We start from the raw sequence: 23,348 nt of genomic DNA on the forward strand, positions 1-23,348 counted from the left end.
ACCGAGGATTATGCGGGAGGGACGAGGGATGTGAACAAATCCGGTGCGAAAATTCTTCTCGCCGGCTTTTATGCCATTGATCCGCAACACTTCTTTTGCGGACGAGCCGAAATGGAGGTGGATTCTGTCCACGCAGGCGGCCCGGCGTCAAATGCCCGCGAACGCAGCCATGTGGAAGGCCTGCACGTCGATGGGATAACGGTATTCCGTTCCGTAAGGGCAGGCGTTTCGGTCGAGGCAGCCATCGTCGCGGCACGGCGCGCCGTCGGGGCCGCGGACATGCGACAGGCAGGCTTCGTGGGCGAATCCGGCCTCGGAATGAGCGTCGGCCGGACAGGCTTTCAGGCAAGGTTTTCCGACACATAGATCGCAAAGATGAATCGGTTTCTCAAGTCGCGGGATGGCAAGTTCGGTCTCGAACAGCAGCGCGCCGCGATAGGCATGCCAGAGACCGTATTGCGGATGCATGAGGATGCCGAGCGGCGACGGCCTCAGCCCCTCGGCGCGCATCGCCCATTGCTGGAACGGGAGATATGGTTTGTCGGATGGTGAGATCGCTCGCGCGCCGAAATCTTGCGCCACCGCGCCGATGATTTGGCGTGACCAACTGTCGAGGGGGTCTTTCAGACCGGCCGGCTGGGTTTCGAGCCAGCGCAGGAAATGCGGCCACGGCGCGGAGCCGGCCTGGCCAACCAGAAGCGCGGATTTGGCGGGAGCGCCGGAGAGGACGGACGGGACGGATTCGTCAGCGCCGAAATTGAAGCCGCCTCGCAGGATGAGGCCGTGCGGCGAAAGAGCGTTTACGAGTTCGGGACAAATCCCGCTGGCTGAGGTTTCCAATCCCTGCGGCAAGCGACTACGCCGCCCGGGCGATGTCCAGCCGGACCGTGAGCCCCGCCTGCCCGGCCAGATTGATCAATGTATCCAGGCTGAAATTCGTTATCCGGCCCCGGAGGAGATCATTTAGGCGAGGCTGAGTGACGCCGAGCCGCCGTGCCGCCTCCGCCTGTGTGACGTTCCAACCGCGCACCTGCTGCTCGATCGCGATCAGCAGCGACGAACGCATGCTCATATTCGCGGCCTCTCCCGAGGATTCTTCCAGCGCATCCCAAACACTTTCGAAGCTTTGACGCTCCATCGACGTTTCCTCGATCTAAGGAGACCACTGAATTCACAAAAACTGGTCCGGCAACCTCTTACCGAATTTCTCTGCTGTCGCCTTGCCAATAAGCGTCAGCTTACCATGCAATTTGTGCCCGGCCGATGCCGGACGAGCCTTATCTAGCCAGACCTCAGGGGCGATTTCCCAAAGCTGGAAATTCCTATCATCCTTGGTGTAGGCGCAGATGATAGTATCTACGCGCCCAAGCACGCTATCCAAGCACCCCCACTGTGTATTTCGCCTTCTGGCTGTACGAATTGTGGCATGACGGCCGTCCACAAGCTTGAGTTCAGTTGCTGTTGGATTGATCAGCGAACCTAGCTTTTCCGCAAGCCTTCGTCCTGCGTTGATACCGAAATCGCGACCTTCTCGTCCGCTTGCCTCATCTTGTCCCGCACCAGGCGGTGCCCTCCGACGATCTTTTTTGGGAATAGTGTCTGGCAACGCCGGCAGAAAGGCGTCCAAAGCACTTACCACCACGCTCGATCGTGAGAATGCCGGATTGCCGTCAAGATGCGCATTCAGCCGTTGCGCCAACGTCTCGGAAATCCGGACGGTGATTTGCATGTCGTTCATATCAAGCCCCGCAAGATGTAAGATTCATACATCTTGCACATCACAGGGAGTGGTGCAAGAGGGTTGATTACAACATCTGTACGCGGACGCTCACCCCTTCTCGTCCGGCTCCTTGAAAGCGCTCCGCCAGACTTCCTTGTGGATGATGTTGGCGACTTTAGCCCCGCCTGCATCGGGCTCCTTTCAAGTGAAGGCGTCGGGCATGGACTCCTTCTTCTTCGCGATGAAGTCCTGCAAGCCGTCGTCGACGCCCTGGTCGAGCGGCGGGGCTTCGTAGGTTTCGAGCCAGCGGCGGGCGAGTTCGTTGGCGCGCTGCGGCGCGGTCTTCTGGCCCTCGGCCAGCCACTGCTCATAGGAATTGTTGTCGGCGATCGCCGAGCGATAGAAGGCGGTCTGGAAATTGGCCTGCGTATGGTCGCAGCCGAGATAATGGCTGCCCGGGCCGACCTGGCGGATGGCGTCCATCGCTTGGCCGTTTTCCGAAAGATCGACGCCCTCGGCGAACTTTTGGGTCATGCCGAGCTGGTCGATATCCATCATGAATTTTTCGTAGCAGGAGGCGAGGCCGCCTTCGAGCCAGCCGGCTGAATGCAGGACAAAGTTGGTGCCCGCCAGAATGGTCGAGTTCAGCGTGTTGGCGCTTTCATAGGCCGCCTGCGCATCCGGAACCTTCGAGGCGCAGAGCGAGCCGCCGGTGCGGAACGGCAGGCCGACGCGGCGGGCGAGCTGGGCCGCGCCGTAGGATACCAGCGAGGGCTCCGGCGTCCCGAAGGTCGGCGCGCCAGACTGCATCGAGATCGAGGAAGCAAAAGTGCCGAACAGCACCGGCGCGCCGGGGCGGATCAGCTGGGTGAGCGATGCTCCGGCCAGCACTTCGGCCAGAACCTGCGTCAGCGTGCCGGCGACCGTGACCGGGCTCATTGCGCCGGCAAGGATGAAAGGCGTGACGATGCAGGCCTGGTTGTTGCGGGCATAGACCTTCAGCGCGCCGAGCATGGTCTCGTCGAACACCATCGGCGAATTGGCATTGATCAGGCTGGTGAGCACCGTGTTGTCGCCGACGAACTGCTCGCCGAACAGGATCTTGGCCATCGCCACCGTGTCCTCGGCGCGCTCGGGCGCGGTGACCGAGCCCATGAACGGCTTGTCGGAATATTTGATGTGCGAGTAGATCATGTCGAGGTGGCGCTTGTTGACCGGCACGTCGACCGGCTCGCACACCGTGCCGCCCGAATGGTGGATGGACGGGGCCATATAGGCGAGCTTCACGAAATTGCGGAAATCCTCGATCGTGGCGTAGCGGCGATTGCCGTCCAGGTCGCGCACGAAGGGCGGCCCGTAGACCGGCGCGAAGACTGTCCCCTTGCCGCCGATCTCTACCGAACGGGCGGAATTGCGGGCATGCTGGGTGTAGCTCGACGGGGCGGTCTTGAGCAGCTGGCGGCACAGGCCCTTGGGGAAATGCACGCGTTCTCCCCTGACGTCGGCGCCGGCTTGCCTGAACAGCGCGAGCGCCTCGGCGTCGTCACGGAACTCGATGCCGATCTCCTCCAGAACGGTGTCGGCATTGGCCTCGATGAGCGCCAGGCCTTCTTCGTCGAGCACTTCGAAGACGTTGATCTTGCGCTTTATGTAGGTGAGCTGCGTGCCCGGCCCGCCGCCCGAACGGGCCGCCCGCCTAGCCGCGGCGCCGCCGCTCGCGGCGCGCCCTCGCCGTGAATTGGAGGCTTCCTGCTCGGACAAGCGGTTCTCTTCCATCGAAATCATCCTTAGAAATCAAGCAATCCGCGCCTGATGGCGCCATTGCCCGGATCGTAGCCATGACCCTTTAGCGAAACGGCCCGCCAGCGCCAAGCACTGTCGCAAAATCGACAAGAAATACGTCCTAAACCCCGGTCGCTTTCCTTTTGCAGGAAGTCGCAAATCAGCTATGGATTTGTTGCGCTTGCACGATAGGTATTGGTGCGAATTTCTAGGCCGCCGGAATGATTGCCGGCGGACGCGAGGAGCCTGACATGTCTGACGACGAGATCATCCTTTCCGAACTTTCCGACGACGAACTCGTGCAACAGATGCACGACGACCTTTATGACGGCCTCAAGGAAGAGATCGAGGAAGGCACGAACATCCTTCTGGAGCGCGGCTGGCAGCCCTACGAGGTGCTGACCGAAGCGCTTGTCGAAGGCATGCGCATCGTCGGCGAGGACTTTCGCGACGGCATCCTGTTCGTTCCAGAAGTGCTGCTTTCGGCCAATGCGATGAAGGCCGGCATGTTCATCCTGCGCCCGCTGCTCGTCGCCACCGGCGCGCCCAAGCAGGGCAAGATGGTGATCGGCACGGTCAAGGGCGACATCCACGACATCGGCAAGAACCTGGTCGGCATGATGATGGAGGGCGCGGGCTTCGACGTCATCGACCTCGGCATCAACAACCCGGTCGAAAAATATCTCGACGCGATCGAAGAGCACAAGCAGGACATTGTCGGCATGTCGGCTCTGCTCACCACGACGATGCCCTACATGAAGGTCGTGATCGACACGATGAAGGAAAAGGGCATTCGCGACGATTATGTCGTGCTGGTCGGCGGCGCGCCGCTCAACGAGGAGTTCGGCAAGGCCGTTGGCGCCGATGCCTATTGCCGCGACGCGGCCGTGGCGGTGGAGACCGCCAAGGACTTCATGAAGCGCAAGCACAACGTGCGCGCTGCTTGAGAGTAAATGCTGTCCAGGACGGATCCAGCTAAATTAGTTGGCGACGTCTTCGACCGCCTGCTCCGTGGCGTTGACGGTGTTGGAGGCATCCCTTCCAACGCCGCGGATCGTATTGGCGCATGCCGATACGATCAAGGCGCAAGCCAGGATGGCCGCAATTGGTGCAAAGCGCGGCAGTTTCATGGACGGTGGCTCCCTCGTTGACTAGATAAGCCAACAGGAACGAATTCGAACTGAAGTGGTTCCATGACGACCACGCGCAAAGGCAGAGAAAACAAGGACGAACGACTGCTGGTCATCGCCTGCGGCATGATCGCGCGCGAGGTGCTGGCCGTGAAGGAGCAGCTGGCGCTCGACCATCTCGAACTGACCTGCCTGCCGGCCGAGTTCCACTACTATCCCGACAGGATTCCGCCCGCCATGGACAAGGCGATTTCCGAGGCGAAGGCGGAAGGCTATAGCCGCATATTCGTCGGCTATGCCGATTGCGGCACCGGCGGGATGCTGGATGCGGTTTGCGAAAAGCACGGCGTCGAGCGCATGGAAGGCGCGCATTGCTTCGCCTTCTACCAGGGCATCGACGCCTTCGAGGCGGCCGGCGACCGCGACATGCTGGCCTTCTACATGACCGATTTCCTGTGCCGGCAATTCGAGGCGTTCTTCATCAAGCCGCTCGGCCTCGACCGCCACCCGGAACTCGCCGCGGATTATTTCGGCAATTACGAGAAGCTGGTCTATCTGGCGCAGACCGACAATCCCGAACTGGACAAGGTCGCGGAAGACGCCGCCGAAATGCTCGGGCTCGCCTACGAAAAGCGCTTTACCGGCTATGGCGATCTGACGAAGGCACTTGCGGGGGCGGCGATACTCCCTGCCTGAGGTCGCTGTCTCCTGAGGCAAGGCTGGCAACAGGAAACCGTGACGGCAGGCGGCCCACAATTGCACGATCCGCTTCACGACCTGGTTCGATGGCACTGAAATCCGTCAAGCGAGGATGCACATGAACGAGATTGTCGCGACGGCATTCTGGCGGCGGCTGGATACCGAAGGCCATGATGGCTGCCGTCTAATCCGTATGAAGGATGGTTGGCGGCTCTCCGGCAGTACCATCTTCGATCACCAAGGCAAGGCCTGCATGCTCGACTATGCGGTCGATTGCGACGCCGCATGGCGAACGCTGTCAGCAAGAGTGCATGGATCAGTCGGACTGGACGAGCTCGCATTTGACATTGAAAGGACGCCGGACGGCGACTGGCTGCTCGACGGGAAGGTGCAGCCTGCTGCAAGGGGGTGTATCGATCTCGACCTCGGGTTCACGCCCGCGACCAACCTTATCGCCATCCGCCGCCTCGATCCGGGTGAGAAGGTGGAAACCCCTGCTCCCGCCGCGTACTATCTGGAGTTCTCGCTGCAACTCGGCATCGTGGAGCAGACCTACCGCCGCACCGGGAAGGACAAGCTTCACTACCGCTCGCCGGCATACGGATATGACGAAACGCTGACCGTCTCGAAAGTCGGTTTCGTGACCGATTATCCGACGCTGTGGACCGGATGGGTCGCGACCCGGTGACAGCGCAGACATGCTCCGACGGCCGGATTCCGCGACCATCGGCGTCTCAGACCTGCATCTCGCCGCCAGCCGGGATTCGACAGGATCGCCGAGGGAGCGCCGAAGTGCTTGGCCTCTCGCATGAAAAGCGTTTACTGGCTAAGGCGATCCCATGCCGTCACTCGCAAAAGTTTGTTCCCCCACACTGACCACGAAAGCGCCGGAATCCTCGGGAGAGGTCGCGGCAAATTCCGGAGCATCTTCATGAAAATCCGCGCCTGGCTTCTCGCCGCCCTCCTCGCTCTGCCGGCCGCGAATGCCGCCGCCGACGGCGTGGTGCAAAAGCTGATCACGCAGGCTGACAAGGCGCGGCTGGAAAACTACGAGGCGACGAGGAAGGAAGCGCTGGAGGAGGCCAAGGCCGGCGCGCCGGCGGATGTGGCCGAATTGGACACGGTGCTCGCTGCTGAGCCGATTTCGTGGTCGGATTTCGACATGGTGGGCGACTGGCAATGCCGCACCACCAAGGCAGGGGGGCTCGCCGAGCTCGTCATCTATGGCTGGTTCAAATGCCGCGTTTCCGACGACGGCTCCGGCTGGATGCTGAAGAAGGTGAGCGGTTCACAGCGCACCGAGGGCCGCTTCTATACCGAGAGCGACACCCGCCTCATCTATCTCGGCTCGTTTCATGTCGCCGGAGACGCGGCCAAGCCCTATGGCAGCGGCCCCGAAAGCGACCACGTCGGCTATGCGTTTCGCACCGGGCCGCAGGCGTGGCGGATCGAGTTTCCGGCGCCCTACTACGAATCCAAGCTCGATATCCTCGAATTCCGCCGTTGAAGCGCGCCGTGCGCTATTCCGAAAAGTGATTCCACTTTCGAGAGCCATGCATTAGTAAGCGCCGACTGTTGCATTTCGGGTATGCCGACCTCAAATTGGCCTTGCTTGCAGAGTTGTCATCAAGGTTTAACCCCCGCACGACAGAATGGGGTAAGATACCGCAGGGGCTTGCGGCTTTTCGGGTTAAGGCGGGCGTATGAGAGCTGAAATGAAGGGATTCGAGGCGGGCCAGATCGAAGGGGCCCCCGTGCGGCGCAGGCCGCGCCGGCTTTCCCAGCTTTTTGCGCAACTTTCCCGCGACGCCAACGGCCGGGTGACGCTGGGCTCGATCCGCGATGCGCTCGGCGACCGCAGCTTCGCCGCCCTCCTCGTTCTCTTCGCCGCCTTCAACCTTCTGCCGCTGCCGCCTGGCGCATCCGCCATTCTCGGCCTGCCGCTGCTGATCGTCTCGGCGCAGATGATGTATGGCAGCAAGCGCGCCTGGCTGCCGCGCTTCGTCGCCGACAAGTCGCTGCCGGCCGAGCAGTTCCGCTCGATCATGGAGCGGGTCGTGCCGCGCCTCGTCCGTCTCGAACGATACGTCACACCGCGCTATTGGCCGTTCTGGCGCAAGCGCGGCGACCGCATCATAGGCACGATCGCCTTTCTGCTCGCGGTCATCGTGACCCTGCCCATTCCGCTCGGCAACTGGCTGCCGGCCTTCGCCACCACCCTTCTCGGCTTGGCGCTTTCTGAGCGCGACGGCATCCTCTTTGCGGTCGGCAGCGTCGTCGCCATAGCGTCCATCGCCGTCATCGTCTTCGTCATCGGCGCAGCCGGCGCGGCCACCCAGGCAGTCCTGGGGTGGATGATTTAAGCGTGCGGTAAGGCTGCAATGCGATAGTTCGGATCGTTCCCGGCCACGGGGCTTCCATGGAGAACCATCGCTCGCCGCAATGAAACGAGACCCGAAATCCCAATCGATCGTCATCGTGACCGAAGGCGGTCCGCATATATGGGCGATCGTCAACGCGGTTGCCGACAGGCTCGGGCCGGTGACGGTAATCCTTGAAACGCCGGAATCGAAGGCGCAACTTTTGCGTCGGCGGGCACGCAGACAGGGCCGGCTGCAGGTCGCCGGGCAGATCGGCACCATGGTCCTGACCAGGCTCGGCAAGCGCTTCCTTGCAGGCCGTGCGGAGAAAATCGTCGTCGAGAACGGGTTGGAAGCCGCTCCCCGCGCCGGCCAGGCAATCGTGGAGGTGCCGTCGGCCAACTCACCGGAATTCCTGCATGCGATCGAGGCCGCCGCGCCGGCGGTCGTGCTGCTCGCCGGCTGCCGGATGCTCTCCAGGCAGGCGCTGGCGGCGATGCCCTGCCCGGTGCTCAACTATCATGCCGGCATCACCCCGAAATATCGCGGCATGAATGGCGGCTATTGGGCGCTGGCGAGCGGGGATTCGGAGAACTTCGGTGCAACCGTGCATCTGGTCGACGCCGGCGTCGATACTGGCGCGGTGCTGCACCAGGTGCGCGGCGGGCCGGCGCCCGGCGACAATCTGATGCTCTACCCGCTGCGGCTAGCCGCACTTTCCCGCGAAATCTGCGTTTCTGCGATCCAAGACGCGCTGGCTGGAAAGATGCGTCCGGTCGAGACCGGCCTGCCCTCCAGGCAGTGGTATCATCCGCCGATCTGGAGCTATCTGTGGACGGGGTTGACGAAGGGCGTGTGGTAGAACCTCGCGACATTCCATCTTGTTTTTTGCGACATGATCGCGCGTCGCATTTGAATGCGCGCGCGTCGTCTCATAACAAGCAGCGGAATGACGCTTGCGGCAATGCTCCAGTCACTTGGAGCCCCGGTTCATCCGAATGATCGGAATGGGACTCCAGGTATTTACCAGGCCGCATGATCTCGTCCGAAAAGCCCGCAACTTTTCGGGATCATGCTCTAAATCGAGTGAGTTGAATGGCCGACCTGATCATCGTCTACTGGCGCGATATCCCCGCGCAGGTCATCGTCAAGAAGGGCCGGCAGAACGCCAAGCGCGAACTGCCGCTGCGCTTCACCGAGGCGATCGACATGGCGGCGATGCGGTCTGGCGCGGCCGAAACGGACGCCTATCTTGCGGAATGGCGCAAGGCCGATCCGGTGCCGGTCGGCGACGACCTGGAAGCGGAAGCTGCAAAGGCGGCGGCCGACCTCGATACGCAATATGACCGGGAGCGCCTGATCGCTCTCGCCAAGGCAGGCGGCAAGGCAGATGTCTGACACCCAGCCGATTTCCACCACGGCCGCGGGGCCGGCCAACGGGGCACAAATCGTGCCGCCCGCAGCTTCCGGCGGCGTGACCCAGGCCACGGTGGTCAGCCGTACGGCGCCCAAGACCGCCTACAGGCCGGCCGACGTGTCGCCGCAGCGGCGCGTGCAGCGCTCCTATTCGGTGCGGCTGTGGGCGGTGCGCCACAGCAGAGCGCTGGAATGGTTTTACGCCCGCTTCGCCGACATCTTCCTGATGCTGCATCCGCTGTGGAACAGAATCGGCTACAGCCGCGTCGAAGCTCCCGTCACATTCGTCGAAAAGCGGGTAAAAGGTCTTATGTTCGACTGCCGCATGTGCGGCCAGTGCATTCTTTCCTCGACCGGCATGTCGTGTCCTATGAACTGCCCCAAGCAGTTGCGCAACGGTCCCTGCGGCGGCGTGCGCGCCAACGGCAATTGCGAGGTGGAGCCCGACATGCCCTGCGTCTGGGTCAAGGCTTGGGAAGGGTCGCGCAACATGGTTCATGGCGACAAAATCCTCGACGTGCAGAAGCCGGTCGATCAGTCGCTGCGCGAAACGTCCGCGTGGCTGCGCGTCACCGCGCAAGCCGCGGCAGCACGCGATGCGGCGAAGGCGCAGGTGTCGGCATGACGAGCCGCCAACGCGACGAACACCCGGACGGCATAGATCGGCCGCTCGACCCCCAGCCTGGCCACTCCTCGCGCGGCCGGCTGGAACGAGTGCTGCGGCGCGGCGAATTTGCCGTGACGACGGAACTCAACCCGCCGGACAGCGCCGACCCCGAAGACGTCTACAACCGCGCCAAGGTCTTCGACGGCTGGGTCGACGCCATCAACGCCGTCGATGCCTCCGGCGCCAACTGCCACATGTCGTCGGTGGGCATCTGCGCGCTGCTGACGCGTATGGGCTATGCGCCGATCATGCAGATCGCCTGCCGCGACAAGAACCGCATCGCAATACAGGGCGACGTGCTCGGCGGCGCGGCCATGGGCGTCGCCAATATGCTCTGCCTGACCGGCGACGGCGTCCAGGCCGGCGACCAGCCGGGCGCAAAGCCGGTGTTCGACCTCGACTGCATGTCGTTGCTCGAAACCATCCGCATCATGCGCGACAACGGCAAGTTCCTTTCCGGGCGCAAGCTGACGACGCCGCCGCAGGTCTTCCTCGGCGCCGCGATCAACCCGTTCGCGCCGCCCTTCGATTTCCGCCCCTACCGGCTGGGCAAGAAGATCGCCGCCGGCGCGCAGTTCGTGCAGAGCCAGTACTGCTTCGACGTGCCGATGTTCCGGAACTACATGCAGCGGGTGCGCGACCTCGGCTATACCGAGCAGTGCTTCATTCTGTGCGGCGTCGGGCCCCTGGCCTCGGCCAAGACAGCCAAATGGATCCGCTCCAACGTGCCGGGCATCCACATCCCCGACGCGATCATCAAGCGCCTGGAAGGCGCCCAGGATCAGAAAAAGGAAGGCAAGCAGCTTGCCATCGACATCATCAACGAGGTCAAGGAGATACCGGGCGTCTCCGGCATCCATGTGATGGCCTACCGGCAGGAAGAGTATGTCGCCGAGATCGTGGATGAATCAGGCGTGCTGAAGGGCCGCCGGCCATGGAAGCGCGAAATGCGCAGCGACGACCAGCTGGTTGCCGACCGCCTCGACCACATCCTGCACGACGACATCGTCGAGACGCAATCGGACCTGGTGAAAACCGCGCATTGAACGCGGATCGATCACCATTGGCTTGAATCGAAATAGATAACGATATAAAGAAGTCTTTATATCTTTTGGAGGATCACATGACCCGTACGATCGTTGCCTCGGCAACCCGAGAAATCATCATCGGCTTCGATCAGCCCTTCTGCGTGATCGGCGAACGCATCAATCCGACGGGCCGCAAGAAGCTTGCCGCGGAAATGATCGCGGGCAATTTCGAGACCGTCATCAAGGACGCGCTGGAGCAGGCCGCATGCGGCGCGACGATGCTCGACGTGAACGCCGGCGTGACCGCCGTCGACCCGAATGCGACCGAGCCGGCGCTTCTGGTGCAGACGCTGGAGATCGTGCAGAACCTGGTCGACCTGCCGCTCTCGATCGACAGCTCTGTCTCGGCGGCGATCGAGGCGGCGCTGAAGGTCGCCAAGGGGCGTCCGCTGGTCAACTCGGTGACCGGCGAGGAGGAGAAGCTCGAGGCGATCCTGCCGCTGATCAAGAAATACAATGTTCCGGTCGTCGCCATCTCCAACGACGAGACTGGCATTTCCATGGATCCCGACGTGCGCTTCGCGGTGGCGAAGAAGATCGTCGAGCGCTGCGCCGATTTCGGCATTCCGGCGCATGATGTGGTCGTCGATCCGCTGGTCATGCCGATCGGCGCATTGGGCGACGCCGGCCGCCAGGTGTTCGCGCTGCTGCGGCGCCTCCGCGAAGAACTCAAGGTCAACACCACCTGCGGCCTGTCGAACATCTCGTTCGGCCTGCCGCACCGCCACGGCATCAATGCCGGCTTCATCCCGATGGTGATCGGCGCCGGCATGACCAGCGCGATCATGAACCCGGTGCGGCCGCAGGAAATGGAGGCGGTTCGCGCCGCCAACGTGCTCAACGGCACGGACCGGGACTGCACAAACTGGATCAGGACCTACAAGGATTACAAGCCTGGCGAAGGCGGCCACGCAGTGGCGGCTCCGACGCAGGTCAATGCGCCAGGCGAAGGCGGAGCCAACGGCGGACGCCGCCGCGGCGGCCGCGAGGCGCGGATGGCGCGGGGGTGATCGTATAGGATTGCGCCCTACGTTGCGGACGAGCGCAGCGTAGGAACCCCGGAAAGCAGCATGCAATGAACCCGCCACCCAACATAACCGACCCTCTGGTCCTGTTCATGCCCTCCGGCAAGCGCGGGCGGTTTCCGGTCGGCACGCCGATCCTGGATGCCGCGCGCTCGCTCGGCGTCTATGTCGAGAGCGTGTGCGGCGGGCGGGCGACGTGCGGGCGCTGCCAGGTCGAGGTTCAGCAAGGCAATTTCGCCAAGCACAAGATCGTCTCGTCCAACGACCACATCTCGCCGAAAGGCGCCAAGGAAGAGCGCTACGAGCGCGTTCGCGGCCTGGCCGATGGCCGCCGCCTCTCCTGCTCTTCGATGATCCTCGGCGACCTCGTCATCGACGTCCCTCAGGACACGGTCATCAACGCGCAGACCATCCGCAAGGCCGCGACCGATCGCGTCATCGAGCGCAATGCCGCGGTGCAGCTCTGCTATGTCGAGGTCGACGAGCCCGATATGCACAAGCCGCTTGGCGACCTCGATCGCCTGAAGGTGGCGCTGGAGAAAGACTGGGGCTGGAAGGACCTGCTGGTCTCGCCGCACCTGATCCCGCGGATCCAGAAAATCCTGCGGACCAGGCTGCCGAACCAGCCGGAGCTGAGCGAAGGCAAATGGGGCGTGACGGCGGTCGTCCATCGCGACATGGATTCGTCGCGGCCCTTCATCATCGACCTGTTCCCGGGGTTGAAGAACGAAGCCTACGGCATTGCCTGCGACATCGGCTCAACGACCATCGCCATGCACCTGGTTTCGCTGCTGTCGGGCCGCATCGCCGCCTCCTCCGGCACGTCGAACCCGCAGATCCGCTTCGGCGAGGATCTGATGAGCCGCGTTTCCTACGTGATGATGAACCCGGACGGCCGCGGGGCGATGACGCAAGCGGTGCGCGAGGCGGTGAACGGGCTGATCGGCAAGGTCTGCAAGGAAGGCAATGTCGACCGCCACGACATTTTCGACTGCGTCTTCGTCGGCAACCCGATCATGCACCATCTGTTCCTCGGCATCGATCCGACCGAACTCGGGCAGGCCCCCTTCGCACTGGCGGTTTCCGGCGCGCTGCAATACTGGGCGCATGAGATCGACATCGACGTGAACCGGGGCGCGCGCCTTTATCTGCTGCCCTGCATCGCCGGCCATGTCGGGGCAGATGCGGCAGGCGCCACACTGTCGGAAGGCCCCTATCGCCAGGACAGCATGATGCTTCTGGTGGATGTCGGCACCAATGCCGAAATCGTGCTCGGCAACCGTGACCGCGTGGTCGCCGCCTCCTCCCCGACCGGGCCGGCTTTCGAGGGCGCCGAGATATCGTCCGGCCAGCGCGCCGCGCCCGGCGCGATCGAGCGCGTGCGTATCGATCCGGAAACGCTTGAGCCCAAATACCGCGTCATCGGCTCGGAACTGTGGTCGGATGAACCCGGCTTCGAGGAAGCTGTTCAGGTGACCGGCGTCACCGGAATCTGCGGCTCCGCGATCATCGAGGTGGTCGCGGAAATGTACCTTTCCGGCATAATTTCCGAGGACGGCGTCATCGACGGCGCGATGGCCGGGAAAAGCCCGCGTATAATCCAGAACGGCCGGACTTTTTCGTATCTGCTGCGCGATGGCGAGCCCCGGCTGACGGTGACCCAGAACGACGTGCGCGCGATCCAGCTCGCCAAGGCCGCACTCTATGCCGGCGTCAAGCTTCTGATGGAAAAGCAAGGCGTCGACCATGTCGATACGATCCGCTTTGCCGGCGCCTTCGGCTCCTTCATCGACCCGAAATACGCGATGGTGCTGGGACTGATCCCCGATTGCGACCTGGCCGAGGTCAAGGCTGTCGGCAACGCCGCCGGCACAGGCGCGCTGATGGCGCTGCTGAACCGCAATCACCGCCGCGAGATCGAGCAGGCGGTGAACCGGATCGAAAAGATCGAGACCGCGCTCGAGCCGCATTTCCAGCAGATATTCATCAGCGCCATGGCGCTGCCCAACAAGATCGATCCGTTCCCGAAGCTTGCCAGCCAGGTAAAGCTGCCGCCGCGGAAGACGGTCAGCGAGGGCGGCGTGGCCGGCGATGCGACGCCGCGCCGGCGCTCGCGCGAAGACCGCGACGCACGGCGCTCGAGGAGCTAGCGCCGTAAGGGGCCGAGACCCCCGTTCAACCATCTCACGCCAGTGTTACCAGCGTGGAGCGCCGAGGCGCTGCCGGCGTGAAAAAGCTCACATTCAAACGCCTCCCGTTCGGATACCGAGGGCTTGTTCGCGCCAAAATGCGCGAAACGAAAGACCCGGTCGCTGCCCCCGCGACCCCAATGAAAAGGCTCATCGGGAGGCCAATATGTCGATACTCGACGACATCGCCCGGTTTGGCGAGGCGTTGAAAAAAGCCCGCCGCTACCGTCAGACCATCCGTGAAATGAACGCCCTGCCGCCGGAAATCCAGAAGGACATCGGCTGGCCGGCCCGCCGCGCCGCGCAAGGCGGCAGTCATTTCCAGTCGGCTTACTGGAAGTCGCTGCGCTGAGCCGCCATGGCGTCACCGCAACTCGTTTGCATGCAAATGTTTCAACTCTGAAACCAAAGGGCTTTTCGCCGAAATCGTTCTGAAACATCGGCGGTGCATTGATCCGCCGCCACCATACGGAAGGCTCCGTATCGGTGGATATTCGAGGGAGATTTGCCATGTCGATATTCGATGAAATCGGACGCTTCGGCGCCGCGCTCAGGAAAGCGCGCCGCAACAGCCAGGCGATCCGCGAGATGAACGCGCTGCCGCCGGAACTGCAGAAGGATATTGGCTGGCCAGCGACCCAAGGCTCGCAAAGCGGCGCGCATTTCCGCTCGGCCTACTGGAAATCGCTGCGCTGAGTTTTTCCCGGGGCGCACAGACGCCTCGGGAAAAGGCGGATTGTCAGAACTTGCCTGTCTCGCGAAACACTTCGAAGGCGGCGCGGATATGGTCTGCGGCGGCTTTCACCGGCGCAGACGCGTCCGGCGCAATGAACATCGCCAGGCTGTAGCTGCCGATCTCCGGCAGGCCGTCCTTCGGTCCGAGTTCCACCATGTCGCAGCCGATGAAGGACTTCGGCAGCGGAGCGATCGCGAGATCGGCCAGGATGGCGGAACGCTGGCCGGTGGTGTGGGCGCTCATATAGGCCACACGGTAGTTGCGCCCTTCCCGCCCCAGCGCCTCGAGCGCGCCGGCCCGCCACGCGCAGCCCTCTTCCCACATGGAAACGGGCAGCGGCTCGCGCATGTGTGCGCAGCCGCCCTTGGCGCCGGCCCACACGATCGGCTCGGTGAGCAGCACCTCGGCCCCGGACATCGAGTTTTTGTAGGAATTGGTGACCAGCGTGATGTCGAGCGCGCGGTCGTCCATGCGCCGGCGCAGATTAACGCTCTGGTCGATGGTGACGTCAACGGCGATCGAGGGGTGCGTCTGCGCAAAGCGCTTCAGGACATGCGGCAGGACGCGCTCGCCATAATCATCCGGCGAGCCGAGCCGCACCACGCCGGTGATGTCCGGCACGATGAATTTGGAGACCGCCTCGCGATTGACCGCCAGCAGTCGCCTTGCATAGCCGAGCAGCATTTCGCCATCGGTTGTGAGCGCTACCGAGCGTGCGTCGCGCGAAAACATCGAGCGGCCGAGAATATCCTCCAGCTTCTTGATCTGCATGGAGACGGCCGAAGGCGTGCGGAACACTGCGTTGGCGGCGGTGGTGAAGCTGCCGGTCTCGGCGATGGCGACGAAGGTGCGCAACACATCGAGGTCGAGCAGCGGCAGGGGGTGATTGAGCGGGGCGTTCATCGCGTCCGGTCCCTTCAAATTTTCTGATCGAAACTATCATTTCATTTCGTTTGATTGAACATCAATTCGGGCGGATAGTCAACAGCGTGAAAGGGTCCTGGGACCCAAGACCAGGACCGAGACCAAGGAGACCGACATGTCCATCCTCTCGACCATCGGCCGCTATGCCGCCGAATACAGCGCCGCACGCACCCGCTACCTGACCGAACGGCAGGTTCGCTCCCTGCCTGCGGAAATCCAGAAGGACATCGGCTGGCCCGACGCCTATGCGACGAACCGCGCGCCGCGCCTTCAGTCCGGCTCATGGGCCGGAGACAAGTAAACATGTGTGACGCCGACAGTGCCCGCCGGATCGCTCCAAATGCATCCGGCGGGTTTTTTCTTGCCCGGACTTGAGCCGCCAAGACCAGCCCCCAGCCATGCGCCGCGCGCATGACGCATCTGAACAAGCCGCATAGCTGGTGAGTTTACCCCACAAGCGATTGTTTCTGCTTATTTTTCAGGCGAAAACCCTGCTGCGATGTCGCATTCGATGTCGCATTTCATATCAATCGCTTCGCTTTCGCCGCTTATTTTTACTGCAGATGCCAACTATATCAGCGTCGTCAAAACGAGTTGCCCCACTCCATCAAGCGAAGGCACCCCGTGTAACCACAATGCATGGAGAAGTGTCATGAAATTCCTGTCCCGCATGTTCGGCAGGCGCCGCGAAATGAACCTGACCACCGCGCTCGAGCGTCAGCGCCTCGACCGCACGATGCCCGGCCAGTCCGGCGCCGTGGCGGCAGCGCGTCTCGGCTTCATCGCCTGAGCGATCCAACCGATGCATAAAAGCCGCCGTCTTGACCCCGCCGGTCAGGGCGGCGGCTTTAGTTTTGCGCGAAGCGTTTGCGCCGCTGCAACCACCGCATACATGATCGGCCTCTAATTAGCCGGATTGCGACCACGCGTCGCAAATAAAGTTGCGCTGTGGCCGCCTAGCCGATTGACAGCGCTGGCTTTTCCTGATGACGCTGGTCCGATCGCGACATCCTGTTCGCGTCATCCGGGTTTTGCGTGAGGCCGCCGTGAACGCAATAAAGCATCCCATCAAGCGCTCGCTTGTATTCTTCCTTGTTCCCGATTTCACAATGATCGCCTTTGCGACGGCGCTCGATCCGTTGCGGTCGGCCAACCGCATGCTCGGCTACGAGGCCTACCGTTGGCGGCTGGCGAGTCTCGACGGCAAGCCTGTTCGCGCCTCGAACTACGTCGAATGCGCGGTCGACACCTCGCTTGAAGACGAACGCAGGAAGATGTCCGGCCCCGACCGCCCGTCCATGGTGGTGGTGTGCAGCGGCACCAATGTCGAGAAATACCAGAACCGGTCAGCCTTCGCCTGGCTGCGCGAGGAATACAATCGCGGCGTGGCGGTCGGCGGACTTTGCACCGGCGCGCATATACTGGCGGCAGCCGGGCTCTTGTCCAACAAGCGCTGCGCCATCCACTGGGAAAACCTGCCAGGCTTTTCGGAAGCCTTCCCCAAGGCCAATGTCTTTGCCGACCTGTTCGAGGTCGACCAGAACATCTACACCTGCGCCGGCGGCACCGCCGCGCTCGACATGATGCTGAAGCTGATCGGCGACGATTTCGATGACAATCTCGTCAACCGCGTCTGTGAGCAGGTGCTGACAGACCGCGTCCGCAGCCCGACCGATCGCCAGCGGCTGCCCCTCAGGGCGCGGCTCGGCGTGCAGAATTCAAAGGTGCTGACCATCATCGAATTGATGGAAGCGCACCTGTCTGAGCCTCTGTCGCTGATCGAGATCGCCGACAATGTCGATCTGTCGCGCCGCCAGATCGAACGCCTGTTCCGAACCGAAATGGGCCGCTCGCCGGCGCGTTATTACCTCGAGATCCGCTTGGATCGCGCGCGCCACCTGCTGATCCAGTCTTCCATGCCCGTGGTAGAGGTGGCGGTGGCCTGCGGCTTTGTCTCGGCCTCGCATTTTTCGAAATGCTACCGCGAGCTTTACGCACGCTCGCCGCAGCAGGAGCGGATTGATCGCAAGCAGCTATTAGCCGCGTAGATCCAGCATTTCAGCTCAATGCGCCTCCACGCTGCGCATTGCCTCGACGCGGATTTCTTCGGTCAGCCTCGCCTTGAGCGCTGAAAATTCCGGGCTTGTCTTGATCGTGTAATGGCGCGGATGCGGCAGGTCGACCGCAACGTCCGACTTGATCCTGCCAGGCCGGGCGCTCATCACCAGAACCCGCGACGCCATGAAGATCGCCTCCTCGATATCATGGGTGACGAAGACTACGGTCTTGCGCTCGCGCTCCCAGATGCCAAGCAACAGTTCCTGCATCAGTCCGCGCGTCTGGTTGTCGAGCGCGCCGAAGGGCTCGTCGAGTAGAAGAATTTCCGGGTCGTTGGCCAGCGCGCGGGCGATTGCCGTGCGCTGTTGCATGCCGCCCGACAATTGCTTCGGCCAATGGTTCTCGAAGCCTTTCAACCCGACCTTGTCGATATAGGAGGCGACGATCTCGTCCTGCTCCCTGCGCGGCAGCCCCTTCTCGCGCAAGCCGAAGGCGATGTTCTGGGCGACGGTGAGCCAAGGGAAGAGCGTGTAGGACTGGAACACCATGCCGCGGTCGCGGCCTGGGCGAGTCACCACCCGCCCATCGAGCTTTACCTGGCCGGTGCTCGGCTGGTCGAGACCGGCTACGATCCTGAGCAAGGTCGATTTCCCGCAGCCGGATGGGCCGAGGATGGTGATGAAATCATTGGCGGCGACCTTGAGATCGGCCGGTTCGAGCGCACGCACCGGCTCGCCTCCGTGCACTCCCGGAAAGGTGCGGGAGAGGTTTTCGACGACGAGCTTGCTCATGCGAGCCTCCAGGGGAAAAGCCAGCGGTTGAGCGCCTTGAAGGCGAAATCCGAGATCAACCCGATGATTCCGATGACGATGATGCCGAAAATGATCTGCCCCGTCGCCAGCAGCGCCTGGCTGTTGATGATCATGTAGCCGATGCCGGAGGAGGCGCCGATGAGCTCCGCGACGATGACATATGTCCAGGCCCAGCCGAGGACGAGGCGCAGGATCTCGGCGATCTCCGGCGCATTGGCCGGCATCATGACGCGCCTGACGATGGCTGAATCGGTCGAACCCAGAGTATAGGCGGCTTCGACGAGCTCGCGCCGGGTGTTTCCTACCGCGACCGCGACCATCAGGATGACCTGGAACAGCGAGCCGATGATGATGACGAGCAGCTTCTGCGTTTCGCCGATGCCCGCCCAGAGGATGAGGAGCGGAATGAAGGCGGATGCCGGCAGATAGCGGGCAAAGGAGACGAAGGGTTCGAAGAACGCCTCGACCGGCTTGTAGGCGCCCATCATGATGCCGAGCGGCACAGCGACGATCGCCGCCAGCACGAAGCCGCCCACCACGCGCCAGATCGTCATGCCGATGTCGAACAGAAAACCCTGCTCGGTGAGCAGGCTCCAACCGTCGGCGAGCATCGTCAGCGGGTCGGCGAGGAAGGTCGGCGAGACATAGCCGCCGAGCGTCGCCACCGACCATCCGGCGATGAAGAGGACGAAAAACGAGACGCCGAGCGCGAACCGGGCCGCTTGTCCGACGGGTTGCAGGGGACGGAACATTGAGTGCTCGCTTTTAAGCTGAGGTCGCGAATGACCTGAAAATCCGAAGGCCGCGCTGCGGGCGCGGCCTTCGAGCAGGAAAACGTGATAGCGGCGTCAGTTTGCCCCGACAACGCTCTTGTCGATAATGCTGTCGATATCCGGCACTTCCTTGATGATGCCTATCTCCTTCAGGAGCGCCCCGGCTTCCTTTGAAAACGCCTGCAATTCACCCGAGAAGAATTCCTTGTTCTCTTCCGGCCCCTGCCAGCGCAGATATTGCGCCGACTTGCCGAACTGCTCGCCGGACTGCTTCACGTCGGCGCCCATGATCTCATAGGCCTCGTCCTGCTTGGCAGCGATGAATTCCAGCGCCTCGAAATAGCTGGCGGCGAGCGCCTTGGCGGCATCCGGATTGGCTTCGAGGAACGCCGGCGTGCAACCGACCGTGTCCATAATCATCGGATAGTCGAGGGTGGTGGCGATGATCTTTCCGGCTTCGGGCTTCTCGCGCACGCTCGACAGATAGGGCTCGTAGGTCATCGCCGCGTCGGTCTGGCCGGCGAGGAAGGCCTGCGCGGCCGGTCCAGGCTCGAGATTGACGACGTTCACGTCCTTGACCGACAGGCCGTTCTTGCTGAGGAACCAGGCGAGCGTGAAATAAGGCGCAGTGCCGGGCGCCGAAGCGGCGACGGACTTGCCCTTCAAATCCGCGATCGCGTTGACATCGTTGCGAACCACCATGCCGTCTGCGCCGTAGGATTTGTCGAGCTGGAAAATCTGCTTGGCGGGCACGCCGTTTGCGTTCCACACGATCCAGGTCTCGACCGTCGTGGCGGCGCACTGTATGTCGCCCGACGCCATTGCGAGATGGCGGCTGGCCTGCGGGATCTTCTTCAGCGTCACGTCGAGGCCGTGCTTCTCGAAGATGCCGGCTTCCTTCGCCAGCGTCAGCGGCGCGAAACCAGTCCAGCCGCTCAGGCCCAGCGTAAGCGCCGTATCGGCCATGGCCGGCAGCGGAATGCCGATCGCAAGCGTCATTGCGGCGCCGAAAATTGCGCTCTTCTTCATGGAGTTCCCCTTCTGATTGGTTCGCCTGCGATTTGTCAGGATGGCCGCGTGGTTGTCAACGCACTCGCGGGACTGATGTCCATCCAAGGAGCGCTCACCGGTCGTCCCACATCCACGAGCGGTCGCGCCAGAGCTTTTCGCCGATCATGCAGTCATAGCCGGGAGTGGCCTGCGCCAGTCGAACCGGGGGGTGGACCGCCTCGTCGCGAGTACTCTCAGAGGAGTCCCCGGCCAGTTCCAGCACCAGCTTGCGGCGCACCGCCTCGGGAAACTGCGACCAGTCGTTGACCGGGATCATGAAGGCGCCCGGCCCCCCGATCACGCAATCCTGGTAGTAAAGGTCGAGGTTCTCGACATCGTAGGCGCTGGCGAGGCCGCCATTGGTCATCAGCGGCAGGCCGTTGATGGTGATGCCCTGCGCGATCAGCGCGTCGCGCGCGCCCGTCACCGGCGAGCCCTGATTGTTGGGGCCATCGCCGGAAATATCGATGACCCGCTTCATGCCTTGAAAACCGCTTTCGGCGAAGAGATCACCACCGAAATCCAGCGCCCCTGAAATCGAGGTCCGCCGCGCGCTGTTGGGCGGCCTGGCGGAAAGCTGGCGGACGAAGCGCTCGGCGTCGGACCGGGTCGCGATCGCCGTCCACGGCACCACGATGTGCTGGGAGGTCGAGCCCGCCCATTCGACATAGGTGACGGCGATCCGGCCGTGTACGCCCGCGGCGATCGCCTCCAGAACGCGGTCATGAGTGAGCGCCGCGGCGTAGCCCTGGCGCTGGATCTCCAGCTCGTCCGGCGACATTGAGAGCGAGACATCGACGGCCAGGACAAGCTCGATATCGACCTGCTCGGCGGCATGGCCGTGGGGCACAAGAAGAAGGCTCAGCGCAAAAGCTGCGCTGCCGGAAAGGCGCCGCCATCCTCGTGCCACGCGGGACATGTGGCGAGGTTACGTTAAATGCGGCCGATGAAAAAGCCGCCCGGCCGATTTTGCCGGCGCCGGCTTTCACGATTCTGCGAGGGCCTGGCCGACCCGTCAGGTCCGAGGCTTCAAGTTCTCCGGATCGTAGAGCGGCTTGTAGCCTATAGCCACAACCTCGACCGGGTAGGCCTCGCCGAAATATTCGACCGTCAGCTTGCGGCCTTCCTGGCAATACGCCCATGGCAGATAGGCGAGCGCGATATTCTTGCCGATGGTCGGGCCATAGGCGACCGAAGTCGTGAAGGAGCGGCGGCCGAGTTCGTCGACCAGCGTTTCGCCCGTTTCGGGATCCATCACCGGCATTGTGCCGACGGGATAGCGGGCGACGCCTTGCCGATCGACGTTTTCCGTCATGACGAGAGTGCAGAGCATGGCCGGCTGATGCTCGCGGGCGCGATACTCCAGATGCTTGGCCTTGCCGCAAAAATCCGCCTCCTTGACCTTCGGGCGAGCGAGATCGGCCTCCAGCAGATTGTATTCGGTGAGCAGGTCCGCATTCTGCAGGCGCAGGCTCTTCTCCATGCGGCGGCTGTTGGCGTAGGTCTCGACGCCGAAGGCCATCACGCCGGTCGACCGCAGCGCGTCCCAGACGGCAAGGCCGTCCTCGTAGCGCATGTGCAGCTCCCAGCCCTGCTCGCCGACATAGGATATGCGGAAGGCAGTGACATCCTTGCCGCCGATCCTGACAGGCTTGATCGCGGCGAAGGCAAAATTCTCCGGCGAGAGCCCGTCCGGGTCCTCCACGACCTTCTGCAGCGTCGCGCGCGCGTTCGGCCCCCAGATGCCGATGGTGACGTATTTCGCCGTGACATCCGTGACTGTGACGTCAAAACCTTTGTCTTCGGCCACGCGGCGGATGTAGTGGAAGTCGCGCGGCCCGGCGTCCGCCCCGTCGACGACGCGGCAGCGATCGGCCATGCGGATCACCGTCAGGTCGGCCCGCACCATGCCCTCATCGTCGAGGAAGTGCGTGTAGATGCCCTTGCCGATATTGGCGTCGCCGCCGATTTTTGCCGCGCACAGCCATTCCATCAGCGCGACATGATCCGGACCTTCGACGTCGATCATGGCGAAATGCGACAGGTTCACGATGCCGCAATCCTCGCTCATCGCGAGATGTTCGGCATTGGAGACGCGCCAGAAATGGCGGTTGTCCCATTCGCTCTCGCGCACCGGCACGCGGTTGCCGTACTTCTCCAACAGATGCTCGTTGGCGGCGTAGCCATGGGCGCGCTCCCAGCCGCCGAGCTCCATGAAATAACCGCCAAGTTCCTTTTCGCGCTCGTAGAAGGGCGAGCGGCGCAAATTGCGGCCGGTAACATAAGGTTCGCGCGGATGGACCGCCGGATTGTAGACCTTCTGCGCAGCCTCGCCGCAGCGGCCTTCGATGAACTCTTCGTTCATCTGGTGCGGATAGAAGCGCGAAAAATCTATCCTGGCATGGTCGATCGGGGTGCGCCCGTCGGTCATCCAGTCGGCGACGAGCTTGCCAAAGGCCGGACCGTCCTTGACCCATATGGCGACGGCGTACCAGAGCCCCCTCACCTTCTGGCTTTCGCCGACGGACGGGCCGCCATCCGTCGTCACCTGCAGCAGCCCGTTGAAGGAATGGCTCTCATTGTAGCCCAGTTCGGCCAGGATCGGCGTCAGCTCCATGGCGCGTTCCAGCGGCTCGATGATCTGCTCCATGTCGAGGTCGCGCTGCGAGGGCGAAAGGCGAGCCTGGTCCTTCTCCAGGATGTCGCGCGGATGGCAAAGGCGCGGATTGGTCTCCTCGTAATAGCCCCACTCGATCTGCCCGCCTTCGGCCGTTTTCGGGTCCCCGGTGTCGCGCATATAGGCCGAGTTGCCCTGGTCGCGCAGCAGCGGCCAGCCGATCTCCTTGCCGGTGCCGGCGAATTCATTGTACGGGCCGAAGAAGGTGAGCGGGTGGTCGACCGGCATCACCGGCAGGGGTT

Annotated in this window: 27 protein-coding genes; 16 read left to right on the forward strand and 11 right to left on the reverse strand. The window is 62.8% G+C overall.

The genetic code is table 11. The features are described 5' to 3' along the window. Positions 1-147 precede the first annotated feature (147 nt). The 4 genes from MAXJ12_RS15685 to MAXJ12_RS15700 all read right to left on the reverse strand — a co-directional run bounded on the left by MAXJ12_RS15685 (position 148) and on the right by MAXJ12_RS15700 (position 3,496). The gene (locus MAXJ12_RS15685) at positions 148-852 is read right to left on the reverse strand and encodes a hypothetical protein (protein WP_244421500.1); all 705 of its coding nucleotides are present in this window, start codon (positions 850-852) and stop codon (positions 148-150) included. A gap of 4 nt (positions 853-856) precedes the next feature. Continuing rightward, positions 857-1,138 (reverse strand): helix-turn-helix domain-containing protein, encoded by a 282-nt coding sequence (locus MAXJ12_RS15690; RefSeq protein ID WP_008836896.1) that lies wholly within the window; start codon positions 1,136-1,138, stop codon positions 857-859. A 33-nt stretch (positions 1,139-1,171) separates the two neighbouring features. Beyond that, positions 1,172-1,738: a hypothetical protein gene (locus MAXJ12_RS36805; RefSeq protein ID WP_139043910.1), complete on the reverse strand. Its 567-nt coding sequence runs from the start codon at positions 1,736-1,738 to the stop codon at positions 1,172-1,174. 183 nt (positions 1,739-1,921) lie between these two features. Next, a complete protein-coding gene (locus MAXJ12_RS15700; RefSeq protein WP_008836898.1) occupies positions 1,922-3,496 on the reverse strand; it encodes a trimethylamine methyltransferase family protein in 1,575 nt (524 codons plus the stop codon). A 257-nt stretch (positions 3,497-3,753) separates the two neighbouring features. Here MAXJ12_RS15700 and MAXJ12_RS15705 point away from each other — a divergent pair, with 257 nt between their 5' ends. Beyond that, the gene (locus tag MAXJ12_RS15705; RefSeq protein ID WP_008836899.1) at positions 3,754-4,449 is read left to right on the forward strand and encodes a corrinoid protein; all 696 of its coding nucleotides are present in this window, start codon (positions 3,754-3,756) and stop codon (positions 4,447-4,449) included. 33 nt (positions 4,450-4,482) lie between these two features. On the opposite strand, the gene MAXJ12_RS15710 is transcribed toward MAXJ12_RS15705, so the two are convergent. Beyond that, positions 4,483-4,632, reverse strand: coding sequence for an entericidin domain-containing protein (locus tag MAXJ12_RS15710; RefSeq protein ID WP_008836900.1), 150 nt, complete (start codon positions 4,630-4,632; stop codon positions 4,483-4,485). A 63-nt stretch (positions 4,633-4,695) separates the two neighbouring features. On the opposite strand from MAXJ12_RS15710, the gene MAXJ12_RS15715 reads away from it, so the two are divergent. The 12 genes from MAXJ12_RS15715 to MAXJ12_RS15770 all read left to right on the forward strand — a co-directional run bounded on the left by MAXJ12_RS15715 (position 4,696) and on the right by MAXJ12_RS15770 (position 14,772). Beyond that, complete coding sequence (locus MAXJ12_RS15715) at positions 4,696-5,328, forward strand: DUF1638 domain-containing protein (RefSeq protein WP_008836901.1); 633 nt, start codon at positions 4,696-4,698, stop codon at positions 5,326-5,328. Positions 5,329-5,449: 121 nt separating this feature from the next. Next, a complete protein-coding gene (locus MAXJ12_RS15720; protein ID WP_008836902.1) occupies positions 5,450-6,019 on the forward strand; it encodes a putative glycolipid-binding domain-containing protein in 570 nt (189 codons plus the stop codon). A gap of 243 nt (positions 6,020-6,262) precedes the next feature. Beyond that, positions 6,263-6,838 carry a DUF4893 domain-containing protein gene (locus MAXJ12_RS15725; protein ID WP_008836903.1) on the forward strand — a complete coding sequence of 192 codons (576 nt, stop codon included), beginning with the start codon at positions 6,263-6,265 and terminating at the stop codon, positions 6,836-6,838. A gap of 208 nt (positions 6,839-7,046) precedes the next feature. Next, complete coding sequence (locus tag MAXJ12_RS15730) at positions 7,047-7,694, forward strand: exopolysaccharide biosynthesis protein (RefSeq protein WP_008836904.1); 648 nt, start codon at positions 7,047-7,049, stop codon at positions 7,692-7,694. 79 nt (positions 7,695-7,773) lie between these two features. Then, positions 7,774-8,553 carry a formyl transferase gene (locus MAXJ12_RS15735; RefSeq protein WP_008836905.1) on the forward strand — a complete coding sequence of 260 codons (780 nt, stop codon included), beginning with the start codon at positions 7,774-7,776 and terminating at the stop codon, positions 8,551-8,553. A 233-nt stretch (positions 8,554-8,786) separates the two neighbouring features. Next, entirely contained in the window at positions 8,787-9,089 is a 303-nt protein-coding gene (locus MAXJ12_RS15740; RefSeq protein ID WP_008836906.1) for a virulence factor, read from the forward strand. Further along, complete coding sequence (locus MAXJ12_RS15745; RefSeq protein ID WP_008836907.1) at positions 9,082-9,732, forward strand: methylenetetrahydrofolate reductase C-terminal domain-containing protein; 651 nt, start codon at positions 9,082-9,084, stop codon at positions 9,730-9,732. The genes MAXJ12_RS15740 and MAXJ12_RS15745 overlap by 8 nt, the downstream gene beginning before the upstream one ends. Further along, positions 9,729-10,820 (forward strand): methylenetetrahydrofolate reductase, encoded by a 1,092-nt coding sequence (locus MAXJ12_RS15750; protein ID WP_008836908.1) that lies wholly within the window; start codon positions 9,729-9,731, stop codon positions 10,818-10,820. Before MAXJ12_RS15745 ends, MAXJ12_RS15750 begins: the two co-directional genes overlap by 4 nt. A 77-nt stretch (positions 10,821-10,897) precedes the next feature. Further along, on the forward strand, positions 10,898-11,872 hold the full coding sequence (locus MAXJ12_RS15755) for a methyltetrahydrofolate cobalamin methyltransferase (protein ID WP_008836909.1): 975 nt from the start codon (positions 10,898-10,900) through the stop codon (positions 11,870-11,872). Between the two features lie 65 nt (positions 11,873-11,937). Beyond that, positions 11,938-14,037 carry an ASKHA domain-containing protein gene (locus tag MAXJ12_RS15760; RefSeq protein ID WP_008836910.1) on the forward strand — a complete coding sequence of 700 codons (2,100 nt, stop codon included), beginning with the start codon at positions 11,938-11,940 and terminating at the stop codon, positions 14,035-14,037. Positions 14,038-14,242: 205 nt separating this feature from the next. Next, a complete protein-coding gene (locus tag MAXJ12_RS15765; RefSeq protein ID WP_008836911.1) occupies positions 14,243-14,428 on the forward strand; it encodes a hypothetical protein in 186 nt (61 codons plus the stop codon). 158 nt (positions 14,429-14,586) lie between these two features. Then, positions 14,587-14,772 carry a hypothetical protein gene (locus tag MAXJ12_RS15770; protein WP_008836912.1) on the forward strand — a complete coding sequence of 62 codons (186 nt, stop codon included), beginning with the start codon at positions 14,587-14,589 and terminating at the stop codon, positions 14,770-14,772. 43 nt (positions 14,773-14,815) lie between these two features. On the opposite strand, the gene MAXJ12_RS15775 is transcribed toward MAXJ12_RS15770, so the two are convergent. Continuing rightward, on the reverse strand, positions 14,816-15,715 hold the full coding sequence (locus tag MAXJ12_RS15775) for a LysR substrate-binding domain-containing protein (protein WP_008836913.1): 900 nt from the start codon (positions 15,713-15,715) through the stop codon (positions 14,816-14,818). Positions 15,716-15,851: 136 nt separating this feature from the next. On the opposite strand from MAXJ12_RS15775, the gene MAXJ12_RS15780 reads away from it, so the two are divergent. From MAXJ12_RS15780 to MAXJ12_RS15785, 3 genes are all read left to right on the forward strand, one after another. After that, positions 15,852-16,037: a hypothetical protein gene (locus MAXJ12_RS15780; RefSeq protein ID WP_008836914.1), complete on the forward strand. Its 186-nt coding sequence runs from the start codon at positions 15,852-15,854 to the stop codon at positions 16,035-16,037. 351 nt (positions 16,038-16,388) lie between these two features. Continuing rightward, positions 16,389-16,526 (forward strand): hypothetical protein, encoded by a 138-nt coding sequence (locus tag MAXJ12_RS38220; protein WP_008836915.1) that lies wholly within the window; start codon positions 16,389-16,391, stop codon positions 16,524-16,526. Positions 16,527-16,845: 319 nt separating this feature from the next. After that, the gene (locus MAXJ12_RS15785; protein ID WP_420492381.1) at positions 16,846-17,784 is read left to right on the forward strand and encodes a GlxA family transcriptional regulator; all 939 of its coding nucleotides are present in this window, start codon (positions 16,846-16,848) and stop codon (positions 17,782-17,784) included. A gap of 15 nt (positions 17,785-17,799) precedes the next feature. Here MAXJ12_RS15785 and MAXJ12_RS15790 read toward each other — a convergent pair whose 3' ends face one another. The 5 genes from MAXJ12_RS15790 to MAXJ12_RS15810 form a co-directional block, all read right to left on the reverse strand. Beyond that, positions 17,800-18,585: an ABC transporter ATP-binding protein gene (locus MAXJ12_RS15790; protein WP_008836917.1), complete on the reverse strand. Its 786-nt coding sequence runs from the start codon at positions 18,583-18,585 to the stop codon at positions 17,800-17,802. Then, on the reverse strand, positions 18,582-19,358 hold the full coding sequence (locus MAXJ12_RS15795; RefSeq protein WP_008836918.1) for an ABC transporter permease: 777 nt from the start codon (positions 19,356-19,358) through the stop codon (positions 18,582-18,584). Before MAXJ12_RS15795 ends, MAXJ12_RS15790 begins: the two co-directional genes overlap by 4 nt. 96 nt (positions 19,359-19,454) lie before the next feature. Next, positions 19,455-20,408: an ABC transporter substrate-binding protein gene (locus tag MAXJ12_RS15800; protein ID WP_008836919.1), complete on the reverse strand. Its 954-nt coding sequence runs from the start codon at positions 20,406-20,408 to the stop codon at positions 19,455-19,457. Between the two features lie 94 nt (positions 20,409-20,502). After that, positions 20,503-21,348 carry a DUF1194 domain-containing protein gene (locus tag MAXJ12_RS15805; RefSeq protein ID WP_008836920.1) on the reverse strand — a complete coding sequence of 282 codons (846 nt, stop codon included), beginning with the start codon at positions 21,346-21,348 and terminating at the stop codon, positions 20,503-20,505. A gap of 96 nt (positions 21,349-21,444) precedes the next feature. Continuing rightward, positions 21,445-23,348, reverse strand: a 1,904-nt coding sequence (locus MAXJ12_RS15810) for an FAD-dependent oxidoreductase (protein ID WP_008836921.1), incomplete at its 5' end; no start/stop codon positions are given.

The sequence above is a fragment of the Mesorhizobium alhagi CCNWXJ12-2 genome, assembly GCF_000236565.1.
GTDB classification, from domain to species: Bacteria; Pseudomonadota; Alphaproteobacteria; order Rhizobiales; family Rhizobiaceae; genus Allomesorhizobium; species Allomesorhizobium alhagi.